The organism is Chryseobacterium sp. FP211-J200 (assembly GCF_001643375.1).
Lineage (GTDB): Bacteria > Bacteroidota > Bacteroidia > Flavobacteriales > Weeksellaceae > Epilithonimonas > Epilithonimonas ginsengisoli.
Window position 1 is genome coordinate 127,701 of the sequence record NZ_LSHB01000024.1, and the last position, 12,988, is coordinate 140,688.

Consider the following 12,988-nt stretch of genomic DNA (forward strand, 5'->3'; position numbering starts at 1 on the left):
TTTTATTGTAAACCTAATTGTTTTCTAAAATCGATGTTCAAATTATATTGCTCTTCAACTGAAATTGCTTTTCGAGAATTTTTATTAATGTCTTTACCTTCTTTTGTCCACAAATAAGGATAGAAATTGTAAACTATATTTCCGTCCAATTCCGAAACTTCCTTTTGCCAGTTTTTCCATCGATTATCTTTATAAAATTGGTCTAAATCATTATTAAAGCAAAAATTTAAAAACTCTGTGTAAGTAATGTCTAAAGGTTCATATTCCAAATTATCGGGTGCAAAATAATAGATTTTCCCCAAATCTTCGCCAAGACCACCACCATTCAGAATAAAAAAGCCGCCAATCGCATCATCCGCAACCAGCAAAAAAGGAGGAACTTCTCCGAATTCTTTGAATGATTTTCCTTTGTTCCAATCTGGAAGTGTTCTTGTAAGTTTTGCGTTTCCTGAACCCAAAATTCTTATCCAGCCATCGTCTACCAAGATTCCACCAGTCGTGTAAACAATGGCACCCATCGGAGAGCGTGTGGTGACTTGTGTTTTAAACAATACATCCTCAGCTTTAGAAGGATCTATCGGTAAAACTTCAATCTTATTCTTGGCCGACTTTATCATTTCTTCCACAATTGGCCAGCCTGGATCTGTCTTATTTATAAGTTCGTCAACCTTTCGCATTTTACTTTGTGCAATGATGTTAAGTGATAAAAAAGAAAGTATGATGATTATTAGATTTCTATCCATAGAAAATCAAATATTATCCGTTAAAAACCTGATTCTCCTGCTCCTGAACTCTAATAAAAGTTGTTCTCTTAGAAAGTTCTTTCAATTTGGATGCACCAACATAAGTACAAGTCGAACGAACGCCTCCAAGAATATCTTTCACAGTGTCAGAAACTGGACCTTTGTAGGCAACTTTTACTGTTTTGCCTTCGGATGCACGATATTCTGCAACGCCGCCGGAATGTTTATCCATCGCAGTTTGAGAACTCATTCCGTAAAATAATCTGAAAGTTTTTCCATTTTCTTCCACGATTTCGCCGCCACTTTCGTCGTGTCCGGCAAACATTCCGCCGAGCATGACGAAATCTGAACCGCCACCAAAGGCTTTTGCTACGTCTCCTGGAACTTTACAACCACCGTCGCCAATGATTTGTCCACCTAATCCGTGTGCTGCATCAGCACATTCGATGATGGCGGAAAGTTGTGGATAACCAACACCTGTTTTTACACGAGTCGTACAAACCGAACCAGGACCAATTCCAACTTTGATGATATCAGCGCCAGCCAAAATCAGTTCTTCTACCATTTCGCCAGTTACAACATTGCCAGCCATAATGATTTTATCAGGGAAGTTTTGACGTGCTTTTTTCACAAACTCTACAAAATGTTCGGAATAGCCATTGGCAACATCGATACAAAGAAACTGGATCTTCGGATCGGTGTCCAAAATGGTTTTTATTTTCTCTTCGTCTGCTTTCCCGGTTCCGGTGCTGAGCGCAATATATTGATAGAATTCTTCAGATTTTCCGTCTAAGAATTGGTTCCATTCTTCGACTGAATAATGCTTGTGAATGGCTGTGATTATTTTTTCTTTGGATAAGGCTTCTGCCATTTCGAACGTTCCGACTGTGTCCATATTGGCTGCAATCAATGGAACGCCGCTCCATTTTTTCTGAGTGTGCAGAAAAGTGAATTCTCTTTCTATCGTAACTTCGCTGCGGGATTTGAGTGTGGAACGTTTCGGGCGAAACATCACATCTTTGAACCCCAACTTGATTTCGTTTTCTATTCGCATACCTCAAAATTAATATAATTTTTTATGAAAAGAGGGATGTTTTAGGTTGAAAATTTGATTTAAAACTAAACGTGGTTTTTATACCGAATCTGCAGCCCGGCTTGAGCGGAAATGCTTTTTTGTGGCTGGTAAAGCTGAGGCAAAAAGATTGACTACGTCGAACCACTTTGTTAGATTTGGGAGTGGAAGACGGATAAAGCTGCCCAAATAAAAATTTCTGGAATTCGGTTTTGATAATAAATCTCTATTTTTGTTTCACATGAAACATCTCGTCATTATTGGTCTCGTGATTCCTGAGCCGGCTTCTACTGCAGCTGGACATCGGATGATGCAATTGATCCATGTTTTTTCTGAAGCTGATTATAAGATCACTTTCCTCACCGCTTCCAACAACATCGAATTTTCTGAAAAGATCGAGATTCAGAAGATCGAGATCAATAATGAGAGTTTTGATGAGAAAATTAGAAATCTCAATCCCGATGTTGTTCTTTTTGACCGTTATGTGACTGAGGAACAATTCGGTTGGCGCGTTTTTGATAACTGTCCAAATGCTGTGAAAATCATTGATACGGAAGATTTACATTTTCTGAGAGAAGCGAGAAGAAAAGCTTTTGTTGAAAAGAGAATTGTTGAGAAAGCAGATTTCATTAATGATGTTTTTGTGCGGGAAATTGCATCGATTCTACGTTGTGATCTGTCCTTGATCATTTCGGAGTTTGAATATGATTTGTTGGTTGATGAGTTTAAAATCAATCCAGATCTGCTGTTTTATATTCCTTTTCTGACAGATCATTTTGAGAAAAGCAAAATTCCATTTGAAGAGAGAAAACATTTCGTGAGCATTGGAAATTTCCTGCACGAACCGAATTGGCAAACGGTTCTGAACTTGAAACAGATTTGGAAATCAATTAAGAAAAAACTTCCGGAAGCGGAACTTCATATTTATGGCGCTTACACGAGTCAGAAAGTTTTGGAACTTCATAATGAGAAAGACGGATTTTTGGTGAAAGGAAGAGCGGATTCTGTAAAAGAGATTTTTAATCAAGCTAAAGTTCTTCTTGCGCCAATTCCTTTCGGAGCTGGATTGAAAGGGAAACTTTGGGAAAGTATGAAGTTTGGTTTGCCCAATGTGACAAGTACAATCGGTGCAGAAGCGATGCACAAAGATTTGCCTTGGAATGGATTTATAGAAGATTCTGATGAGGCTTTTGTGGAGAAAGCGGTTGACCTTTATCAAAATGAAAATCTTTGGAATAAGGCTCAGGAAAATGGTTATAGGATTTTAGATTCTGTTTATAAGAAGGATTTGTTTGCTGATTTTTTCATTAATAAAGTTTCAGAATTAATGGAAAATCTGGACAATTACAGAACCGAAAATTATCTTGGGAAAATACTGCAACACCATCAGTTGAATTCGACAAAATATATGAGTCGCTGGATCGAGGAGAAGAATAAGAAATAAACCAAAACTGAAAATTATGCAAACTTGTAAAAATTGTGGTCATCGTTTTGAAGGAAAATTCTGTAACAATTGTGGGCAAACAGCTGATACAAATAGAATTAATTATCATGATCTAAAGCATCAGTTGACACACAGTCTTTTCCATATCGATGCAGGACTGTTATATACCAGCAAACAGCTGTTCATAAGACCCGGACACGCTTATCAGAGAATATCTGGATGGGAAACGGGTGAATCATATCAAACCGCTGTCTTACATCCTGATATTGGCGGGATTTTACATTCTGGTTTGCCACTTGCTCGATATTAATTTGTTCAATATTTCTGTCGAATCTGCGAAAGACGGAATCGAGACCGACAAATCCGTCAACCTGGACGAATGGTTCCTATCCCATTTTGGCTGGGTCACGTTGGCCTCCATTCCTCTGTACACGGTGGGAACAGCGGTTTGTTTTTACGGGAAAGGCTATAATTTTGTAGAATATCTGGTCCTGAACATTTTCAAAGCAGCTCAGCGCTTGATCGTTCAGATCATTTTTCTACCTTTTATTTTTCTTGTCAAACAGTCTCTGGATGTAGAAACCATTATTCTCGTTATTTATTTGATCGATATTGGACTTAATTTCTGGACCAATATTCAGTTCTTTGATACTATGAAACCAGGTGCTGTCATTCTAAGGTCTTTCATCAGTCATCTGATTCTTTTGATGCTCATGTTTTTGGTCATTTTTATAATTATGTTGATAGCACCTTACTTTTAAAATATTCGATCAGGAGGATAGCATCAGAAAAAATAGTATCTTTATTCGAAACACAATTCGATGTCAACATTTGATCAAGACCTCAATAAAGAACATTTATTAGGTCAATTTTTGGATGAGATCTATGAGAAATTAAATCTGAATTTCACCAGAATTGCTGAATCTGAACTTCAAAATAAAGGTGTGGACCTGATCGTGATCCACAGTGGAAAAGAATATTATATTGATGAAAAGGCGCAGCTAGACTATCTCGGTCATTGTTTACCAACTTTCACTTTCGAGTTAAGTTACTTGAAAAATGGAAAATGGCGGAAAGGCTGGCTATTCGATAAAAACAAGATCACGGATCATTATTTTTTGATCACCGGTATTTTTATCAAAACCGAAAGTATCGAAGGCGGTTTTAAAAACTGCTCGATAACAAGCGTTGATGTTAGAAAACTTAGGAAGTATCTTGAGAATATTGGTTTGGGTTGGGACATTTTGAGTGACCTGGATGGACAGATCAGACATTCTGATCAGAAACAAAATATCCCGCTTCGAAGTCTAAAAGAAAGGGAAGAGGGATGCTTATATTATTCTATTCAAAAAGATGAGAAGCCTTTGAACCTTAAGATATATCTCAAATGGCTGATCAAGATCGGTGTTGCGAAGAAGATCTATCCTCTTTGACCAAATGTCAATAAGGTTTCGCCCACTTTTTCAATAACACCTACAACCAAAGCGTTTCCCATGAAAAAAGCCCGTTTAACGTCGCTTACGCCTTCCAACAAGGTGTGATTATCTGGAAACATGTTCAATCTTTCCAATTCGATAGGTGTCAACCTTCTGAGACCTTTGCTCGTTCTCACAACATGTTTGAATCTGGAAGCTGATTTTCCACCTTCGCCTGTGATGATCGTTCTGGAAGGACTTTCTAGATTATCTGGGAAGATCATTGCGCCTTCACCGTAATTATAAGAAAAACCGCTTGTAGATTGTCGCACTTCTTTTTTCGCGCCTTTCAGATAGTTCCATTTGTCAAGGTCGCTTTCGTCGATGAAATATTCTTCTGGAATTTCATCCACAGGAATCAGAATATCTTTTAGTAAAGTTCTTTTTCCTTCGTAATTTGGCGTGGTTTTCATTGTTGTGACTTTTCCGTTCAGGATCATTCCGGAATTTTGGAAAGGCGAATCTCCTTTTTCTTTGTTGAATGACTCCGATATTTCCTCTACACTTTGATCAAGGTCAAAAGTTTTAAGGTCGGAAACCTGACCGACTTCAAAGGTCTTTGCAAAAACACCCTCGTCCAGAAGCCAATCACTTTCAGTTGTTTTTATCAATGAATTATAGATCTCAGAATCTTTCAAGTAACTTAGAATAAAAGTTCTTCTTCTTTTTTGTGGCATTCCGTAGTCCGCCGCATTGATCACTCTCCATTCTACAGCGTAGCCTAGATCTGACAAACATTTCAGCATGATCGCGAAATCCCTTCCTCGTTGTGTCGTTGGTGATTTTAATAGACGATCAACGTTCTCTAAGAATAGGAATTTTGGTTTGTCTTTTCTCGATTCCAAGATCCTGTAGATCTCCCACCAAAGAACGCCTTTTTTTCCCTGTAATCCTTTTGAGTTTTTCAAAGTGGTAGCCACAGAATAATCCTGGCAAGGAAAACCTCCTACCAGCATATCATGCTCTGGAATCTGATCAGACGGAACCAGAGCTATATTTTCATTGGAATGTCCATTTTTACTGAATTTGGATTCGTAGACCAAAGAAGCGTGCTGGGTTTTGGTAGAAGGTTCCCACTGGTTGCTCCAGACAATCTCGAAATTTTCTTTCGAAGACGCTTTGTTGCTATTCTGTAAACCTATTCTGAAACCGCCAACGCCGGCAAAAAGTTCGATTACTTTTAATTTTTTCATTGTACACAAAAATAAAAATATGGTAAAAATAAAACCAACCTAAAATAGGATAATTTTTTTAGAAAACCCTATAAAAACAGAAAACCATCACATTTCTGTGATGGTTTTGCTCCTCTTGCTGGGCTCGAACCAGCGACCCTCTGATTAACAGTCAGATGCTCTAACCAACTGAGCTAAAGAGGAATGTTTCTTTTTGCTTTAAGCGTGTGCAAATATAGAAACTTTTTTAAAAACTCCAAAACTTTTTTTGAAACTTTTTTTAATTTTTTTAGCCTATAGCTTGCACTATCAGCTTAACTATGTCATTTCCAAATATTAACGCCATTAGTCCTAATAAGAAAATTACGCCTACCATTTGTGCATTTTCCAAAATCTTCTGCGGCACTGGTTTTCTTGTGATGATCTCCCATAATGTAAACAACACATGACCGCCGTCTAATCCCGGAATCGGAATCAAATTAAGGAATGCCAACCAGATCGAAAACTTAGCCGTAAAAGACCAAAACTGTTGCCAATTGATAGAAAGGTCGCCATCTTTGGTTTTGTCCACGTGCATATTGTTAACGATTGCAATTGGTCCACCTACTTTTTTGTAGCCTTTGATGGTTTTATTAAAGATCAATTTGAATTGCTTCACTTGATAAGTCAAACTCTCAATCGTTCTTGTGTAACCTCTTCCAATTGACTCTCCAAATGTAAAATGATTCAAAGTCATCATTTTTTTGTAGGCTTTGTAAGAGGAAACTCCAATTTTCCCTTCTTTATCTACAGGAATTGACAATGGAACCAAAGTCTGTCCACGCTCAACAACAAAGTCAACATTTGAACCTGCTTTTTTGGAAACGATCGGCGCTAACTCATCATAGTACTCGATTTTTTGATTATCGATGCTCACAACTTTATCACCAATTTTAAGACCTGCATCCAGCGTTGGTTTCTGAATAATGGTGTCCACAGTTGGCGCAATTCTCGGCATCAAGAAAGCTTTTGGAACGTCTGCCTGCAAGACCAATGCTTTTCCTTCGTCGCTTGTCGGAAATGTCACTTCTTTTCCGTTTCTAAGAACAGTGATGTTGTCACTCAGCAAAACATCCAAAGATAATTTATCAAAATCCTTTTGCGATTTACCATCAACTTTCAAAATCTTATCGCCGTTTTCAAAACCCATTTTCAATGAAGGCTCAGAGTAGTACATTGTGCCACCCAATCTTTTGGTATCATAATTCTCTTCGCCGTAGAAATAAGATAACGAACCGAAAATCAACCAAGCCAAAAAGAAATTCACCGTTACACCGCCAAGCATGATGATCAAACGTTGCCAAGCCGGTTTTGCGCGGAACTCCCAAGGTTGCGCTGGTTTCTTCAATTGTTCGGTGTCCATACTTTCGTCCACCATTCCGGCGATTTTCACATAACCTCCGAAGGGCAACCATCCGATGCCGTACTTCACACCTTCGTGCTTTCTCCAGTCCGAATCCGGAAGAGTCGAAACATCGATTGGCTGAAGGACTTTTTTGCCGTCTATTTCAACTTCTACTTCAGTAGGGTCGTTTTTAGAAAAGAATCTATATTGCCATTTTCCATTGATCTTTTTCATGGCGAAAATGGAAAAATACGGGTCAAAGAATAAAAAGAATTTGTCTACTTTGGTTTTGAACCATTTCGCTGGCAGGAAGTGCCCGATTTCGTGTAGTGTTACAAGGATAGAAATGCTCAGGATAAACTGAAATATCTTTAATGCTAATTCCATTAATATGTTTTAAAATTATAAGTTGTCAAAGGTAATCAATTAGTCAGAAAGTATACCAATGTAAAATACTGGTCATAAAGTCATTTTTTACTTTAAATCATTGATTTTTATTTGGGCAGTTTTTGACATTCGTCGAATAGCTAGTTTTTATTTTTTATGGCAGCTATTTCCGCCCTCCGTTCCCGCTTTTTTTGTCATTGCGATGATGTGTGGCCATTAGTTGAACTTTTCTAGAGTCGCAACGACAAAAAAGAGCTCCACTCAGGTCGGGCTGCGAGAGATGCAGTGGATAATTAGTATGTGGGTATTAATTATTATTCAGTAATTTTAAATCTTAAATTAAAAAAGAAATTATGTCAAATATTCAAATGATCATCGAGGAAAGAGCAGCAGACATCGGAAACTTTTTGGTTGGGAGATTGCTGCCGTTTTCTCAGAAGAGAAGTGTTGGACCATTTGTTTTCATAGACCATATGGGTCCTGCAGCACTCAAAGATTACGAAAATCTGGATGTACCGCCGCATCCTCACATCGGACTTTCAACATTGACTTTCTTGTTCGAAGGAAGTATTATGCACAGAGATTCCATCGGAACAGAAATTGAGATCAAGGAAGGAGCTGTAAACTGGATGACCGCTGGAAAAGGTGTTGCACACTCCGAGAGAACACCAGAATATCTTAGAACTACAGACAAAAATCTTCATGGTTTGCAGATCTGGGTCGCCTTGCCAAAGGATTTGGAAGATATGGAACCAGAGTTTTTTCACATCAACAAAGAAGATATTCCACAATGGAAAGACAATGAGGTGGAATATAAGTTGATCGCTGGAGAAATTTTGAGACGCAAATCGCCAGTTCCGACTTATTCGCCATTGTATTTCCTGGAGGTCAAAAATACTTCTGTGGAAGATAAGGAAATCGTTTTGGGAGATTATCTTTTCGGGGAATCGTCACTTTACATTTTGGAAGGAAACATCGAGAGTGAAGGGAATCTCTACAATCCGAAACACATCCTGATCGCGAAAGATGCAAAACTGTGTCATTTCACTTTGAAGCCGAATTCTACGGTATACATTTTCGGTGGCGAACCATTTCCAGAACCAAGACATATCTACTGGAATTTTGTTTCCTCAGAAAAAGAAAAGATCGAGGAAGCCAAAACCAAATGGGAAAACCACGAGTTCCCAAAAGTCATCAATGACGATGGCTACGTTCCGCTTCCGCCGCAGAATAAGAATCTTAAATTGAAATAAGGGATGAAAAAACTTTTAACTATAACCTCTTTATTAATTATAATTTCAATGAATGCGCAAGTTCATCGGTTTTATTACGAATTGACTTACAAGCCTAATAGAGATTCTTTAAGAACAGAAAAGGAAATGATGATTCTGGATGTTGCAAAGGACGAGTCACTTTTTCTGCCTTACAAGCAGTTGCAGTATGACTCATTGTTAGCCGCCAATATCAGGAAACAAAAAGAATTGGGTTTGGGTTTCGATATGTCAAAATTTGCAAATCCTCCACATCTTGGTTTTAGAATTATTAAATTTAAATCAGGAAATCTAACTTATAAAGATATTGTTGGAGTTTCGGAAAATTACAACTATGAAGAAAATCCAGACCTGAGATGGAAAATCATATCAAATAAAGAAAAAATCGGAATTTACAATACGCAAAAAGCAACAACAGGTTTTGGAGGAAGAATTTGGACAGCTTGGTTCACTCCAGAAATCCCGATTCAAGATGGACCATATAAATTTTCAGGTTTGCCTGGCTTGATCATAAAACTGGAAGATTCTGAAGGCAACTTCTCTTGGATATTAGAAGGTAATAAAACACTGGATCAGGACATTGAAACCAACAAACTCAATTATCTTGAAGAACAAGGAATGTCATCAAAAAAAATTACAAAAAAAGCTTTCTTAAAACGCCAGCAGGAATATAGCCGCGATCCCATGGGACAGCTGATGCAAATGTTCGATAAAAAAGATGCGGTACTGATGAAGAAACTAAAGGAAGAAGAAGCTTGGACGTTGAAACAGATCGCACGTTATAATAATCCAATCGAGATCAACTAAAGCTAATTATCAGAAATAGGAAAAGACCGGAAATGCTCCGGTCTTTTCTTTTTGAAAAAATTTGATATGTCGTAATATTAATATGCTGGATTCTGTGGGAAGTTTTTGTTTTGATTAAGGTCAATAACGATTTGTGGTATTGGTCTTAAGATTTTCTGTTGTCCATTGTTCCCATTGAAGTTGGATGCACTTGTGATCCTGTAATTGTGGAGTACAGTACGCTCAACAAGTTTTCCTGTTCTCTTCAGGTCGAACCATCTTGTGTATTCTCCTAACATTTCCCTGCCTCTCTCGTCCAAGATATAATCGATGTTGAACTCTGCAGCTGTTGCATCTGCGACTCCAGCTCTAGCTCTTACAACATTCAACCTTTGAAGTCCTGTGCCAGCGTCGCCTGCTTTTAGGTAAGCTTCTGCGGCAACCAGATACGTCTCTCCAAGTCTTGCGGTAATGATGTCTCTTGTACTTACAGGACCTGTGGAAGAAGGTGTGGAAGGATTAGGGTCATCAAATTTTTTCACAGGAATTGTCTGAGCGTCTATATTTTTTATTAATGTATAAGCAGCACCATAAGTTCCCCAATCATGATATACAAATGTGTTTGATAATCTTCCAGCATTGGCTGTCATCCATTCCGTCTTATCTGTTGCAGTAAACCATTTGGGTGCATAAAAATGTCTAACCTTTAGATTTGCATCTCCAGGATTTCTATAATAAGGATAGTATAGTGTTATTTTGTCACCTTGCTTTAATTCTAAAATTTCTGTCATAAATGTCGCATTCCAACGGGCATCACCTTTCTCAAAAAGACCTAGTGCATAGTCTGTAGGACAAAGATTGTAGCTTCTTAGTGGTGCTCCAGATTCGGAACCACCAAGATAAGAACTAAAGTAGTAGAATTGTTTATTACCTAAAGTTGTAGGAGATGTAGCTGTAGATGCCGGATCATATTGAACGGAGAAAATAGTTTCCGCATTTAAATCAGTTGTTGGCGTGAAAAGCTGTCCATATGGAATAGTTAGTGACTGACCGGCAATGGCAGCGTCTGCATAAGCAGCTGCAGTGGCAAAATCTGTTGGTTTACCAAAAGTTTCGTATCCACGTGTCAAATATACTTTGGCTAATAAGTCATTTACCGCTTTCTTATTTACTTTTCCGGAACTACTATAAGAAGATGTTCCAACACTTGCAAGGGAAGATTCCAGTTCTGAAATGATAAAATCATAGACTTCTTCATCTGTATTTCTGTCAAACTGCAAAACAGGCAAGGTAAAGTTTTCTGTAACGATAGGAACACCGCCATAAGTCTGTACCAATAAGAAATATGCATTTGCTCTTAGAAACCTAGCTTCTCCGACCATAATAGGAACGTTCGCATTTTGTTCTGTAACTGTAGAAAAGTAAACAGTTTTGTTTACAGACTGTATCAATTGATAACAAGATGTATAGAGTTGATCAACTCCTTCCGCAGATGGTATGAGCTGTGAATACTGACTGAGTCCTGCGGGTTCTGCTGTCCTGCCTTCTGCGTACATATCTGTACCAGCTACGAACAACCAAGGGTCACCACCATAAATTCCTTTCAGCCAAGCATAATTTGTATTTACAAGTAATTGGAAACCCGATGCTGTTTTATATGTTTCGTCGGCCTCAACAAACGACTTGCTTTCTTCTTCTATAAAATCATTGCACGAACTGAATAATACTGCAACGATACCTAATATAAATATTGATTTTTTCATGAGATTTATTTTTTAAAATTTAGCACTTAAACCAAACTGCGTCGTAACAGAAGCTGGTCTGTTTACACCAAAATTAGCAGAAGCCCATTCCGGATCGTACCCATCGAATTTTGTAAATACGAAAGGATCCAAAACGTTCACGTAGATTCTTAGTCCGTTGATCTTTAGCTTACTTAAAAGATCTGAGTTGAAGGTGTAACCCAATGATATGTTTTTAACTTTTACGAAAGATGCATCTCTATAGAATGCCATTCCTGACGCCCAGAAAGCTCCCGCACCTGTTGCTACGGCACCTGGCCTAGGATTTTCATTGTTAGTATTAGCTTCTATTCCGGTGCCGTTTGTAGGAATAAAGTAATCCATTGCAATCTTCTGTCTTCCTCTGTCCGTTACGTCCGCAAAGTTTCTGTGGAATGTACTTAATACGGTCTGTCCTTGACTTGTAATTACGGAGAAGTTGAAATCAAAATTTCCAAAAGTCAATCTGGAGTAGAAACTTCCCTGCCATTTTGGTACGGAACTTCCAATAAGGGTTCTATCATTAGCATCAAATTTCCCATCACCATTAATGTCTTTTGGTCTTGCCATACCCGGTTTTTGACCGTAAGTTGCTGCCTGAGCTGCCTCGTTTTCTTGCCAAACACCATCATAGACATAGTTGAAATTTGGATTTAAACTGCTTCCCAAAATCAAATTGTTACCGATATCACTTACCTTGTCCTGACCATAGATAGAAACAAGTTCATTCACATTCTTAGTAAAAGTGAAAGTGGTTTCCCAAGTTATTTTTTCACTTTGTACATTTTTAGTCGTCAATAGTACCTCAACACCTTTGTTACTTACAGATCCAACGTTGGAATAGGTATATCTCCATCCTGTCTCAGCTGGTAACTGTTGCTGATAAATTAAATCTTTTGAAAGTCTGTCATACACGTCCACCGTACCGGTGATTCTGTTTCTCAAGAATCCGAAGTCCAAACCAAAGTTTAACTCCCTTGTCTTTTCCCAAGTAAGGTTGCTGTTGGCTAGATCCTTAGACTGCATACCAGAAACAACTGTTCCGCCATTGGCATAGAATGTTTGCTGATCTAACAATGTTTTTGTGGTGTAAGGCGCAACATTGTTATTTCCTGTGTAACCGATACTGGCTCTTAATTTTAAATCAGACACTACGCGACTATCGTCCAGAAAAGATTCTTTACTCAATCTCCAAGCAAGTGCTAGAGATGGGAAACTTTCCCATTGGTTTCCTACAGATAGTACAGAAGCACCGTCATATCTTGTGGAAGCTGTTACAAGATATTTACCTTTGTAAGCATAGTTAAGACGTGCGCAAAAGAGTTCAATGAGTACTTTGGAATCGCAGACCTTACTTGAAAACTGGTCTGTGTTCCTGATCCTAGATTATAAATACCTGTGTCAAACGGCTGACCATAAGCATAAGAATATGAAGCCATATCCTCATTATAGAACACCCGTAGTGCATTATAA

At 38.2% G+C, this 12,988-nt stretch carries 12 protein-coding genes and 1 tRNA gene; 5 read left to right on the forward strand and 8 right to left on the reverse strand.

Annotated features, from left to right (window positions below):
* Positions 1–2: 2 nt before the first annotated feature.
* Complete coding sequence (locus tag AXA65_RS08825) at positions 3–743, reverse strand: DUF2625 domain-containing protein (RefSeq protein WP_228391650.1); 741 nt, start codon at positions 741–743, stop codon at positions 3–5.
* Between the two features lie 13 nt (positions 744–756).
* Positions 757–1,797, reverse strand: a complete 1,041-nt coding sequence (locus AXA65_RS08830) for a GMP reductase (protein ID WP_063969751.1) — start codon at positions 1,795–1,797, stop codon at positions 757–759.
* 259 nt (positions 1,798–2,056) lie between these two features.
* Between AXA65_RS08830 and AXA65_RS08835 the strand changes: the two genes are divergently transcribed.
* From AXA65_RS08835 to AXA65_RS08850, 3 genes are all read left to right on the forward strand, one after another.
* Positions 2,057–3,259 carry a glycosyltransferase gene (locus tag AXA65_RS08835; RefSeq protein WP_063969752.1) on the forward strand — a complete coding sequence of 401 codons (1,203 nt, stop codon included), beginning with the start codon at positions 2,057–2,059 and terminating at the stop codon, positions 3,257–3,259.
* A gap of 203 nt (positions 3,260–3,462) precedes the next feature.
* On the forward strand, positions 3,463–4,020 hold the full coding sequence (locus AXA65_RS08845; RefSeq protein WP_086048135.1) for a DUF3667 domain-containing protein: 558 nt from the start codon (positions 3,463–3,465) through the stop codon (positions 4,018–4,020).
* 60 nt (positions 4,021–4,080) lie between these two features.
* Positions 4,081–4,692, forward strand: a complete 612-nt coding sequence (locus AXA65_RS08850; protein WP_063969755.1) for a hypothetical protein — start codon at positions 4,081–4,083, stop codon at positions 4,690–4,692.
* Here AXA65_RS08850 and dcm read toward each other — a convergent pair.
* The 3 genes from dcm to rseP all read right to left on the reverse strand — a co-directional run bounded on the left by dcm (position 4,680) and on the right by rseP (position 7,677).
* Positions 4,680–5,927, reverse strand: a complete 1,248-nt coding sequence (gene dcm / locus AXA65_RS08855) for a DNA (cytosine-5-)-methyltransferase (RefSeq protein ID WP_063969756.1) — start codon at positions 5,925–5,927, stop codon at positions 4,680–4,682. The genes AXA65_RS08850 and dcm overlap by 13 nt on opposite strands.
* Before the next feature lie 109 nt (positions 5,928–6,036).
* Positions 6,037–6,110, reverse strand: a tRNA-Asn gene (locus AXA65_RS08860).
* Between the two features lie 85 nt (positions 6,111–6,195).
* Positions 6,196–7,677, reverse strand: coding sequence for an RIP metalloprotease RseP (gene rseP, locus AXA65_RS08865; protein WP_063969757.1), 1,482 nt, complete (start codon positions 7,675–7,677; stop codon positions 6,196–6,198).
* Between the two features lie 353 nt (positions 7,678–8,030).
* On the opposite strand from rseP, the gene AXA65_RS08870 reads away from it, so the two are divergent.
* Positions 8,031–8,930 (forward strand): pirin family protein, encoded by a 900-nt coding sequence (locus AXA65_RS08870; RefSeq protein ID WP_063969758.1) that lies wholly within the window; start codon positions 8,031–8,033, stop codon positions 8,928–8,930.
* Positions 8,931–8,978: 48 nt separating this feature from the next.
* Positions 8,979–9,755, forward strand: a complete 777-nt coding sequence (locus AXA65_RS08875; protein WP_063969759.1) for a GLPGLI family protein — start codon at positions 8,979–8,981, stop codon at positions 9,753–9,755.
* A 77-nt stretch (positions 9,756–9,832) separates the two neighbouring features.
* Here AXA65_RS08875 and AXA65_RS08880 read toward each other — a convergent pair whose 3' ends face one another.
* The 3 genes from AXA65_RS08880 to AXA65_RS20175 form a co-directional block, all read right to left on the reverse strand.
* Complete coding sequence (locus AXA65_RS08880; RefSeq protein ID WP_063969760.1) at positions 9,833–11,497, reverse strand: RagB/SusD family nutrient uptake outer membrane protein; 1,665 nt, start codon at positions 11,495–11,497, stop codon at positions 9,833–9,835.
* Between the two features lie 12 nt (positions 11,498–11,509).
* Positions 11,510–12,703, reverse strand: coding sequence for a hypothetical protein (locus tag AXA65_RS08885; protein WP_338001553.1), 1,194 nt, complete (start codon positions 12,701–12,703; stop codon positions 11,510–11,512).
* 86 nt (positions 12,704–12,789) lie between these two features.
* Positions 12,790–12,988 (reverse strand): hypothetical protein (locus tag AXA65_RS20175; RefSeq protein ID WP_228391651.1); only part of this gene is annotated, 199 nt, incomplete at its 5' end.

Bases quoted from the DNA above. Each gene is read 5' to 3' on its own strand.
- AXA65_RS08835 (WP_063969752.1), top strand. From the start codon at position 2,057: ATGAAACATCTCGTCATTATTGGTCTCGTGATTCCTGAGCCGGCTTCT.
- AXA65_RS08870 (WP_063969758.1), top strand. From the start codon at position 8,031: ATGTCAAATATTCAAATGATCATCGAGGAAAGAGCAGCAGACATCGGA.
- dcm (WP_063969756.1), bottom strand. From the start codon at position 5,927: ATGAAAAAATTAAAAGTAATCGAACTTTTTGCCGGCGTTGGCGGTTTC.
- rseP (WP_063969757.1), bottom strand. From the start codon at position 7,677: ATGGAATTAGCATTAAAGATATTTCAGTTTATCCTGAGCATTTCTATC.
- AXA65_RS08880 (WP_063969760.1), bottom strand. From the start codon at position 11,497: ATGAAAAAATCAATATTTATATTAGGTATCGTTGCAGTATTATTCAGT.
- AXA65_RS08850 (WP_063969755.1), top strand. From the start codon at position 4,081: ATGTCAACATTTGATCAAGACCTCAATAAAGAACATTTATTAGGTCAA.
- AXA65_RS08825 (WP_228391650.1), bottom strand. From the start codon at position 743: ATGGATAGAAATCTAATAATCATCATACTTTCTTTTTTATCACTTAAC.
- AXA65_RS08875 (WP_063969759.1), top strand. From the start codon at position 8,979: ATGAATGCGCAAGTTCATCGGTTTTATTACGAATTGACTTACAAGCCT.
- AXA65_RS08830 (WP_063969751.1), bottom strand. From the start codon at position 1,797: ATGCGAATAGAAAACGAAATCAAGTTGGGGTTCAAAGATGTGATGTTT.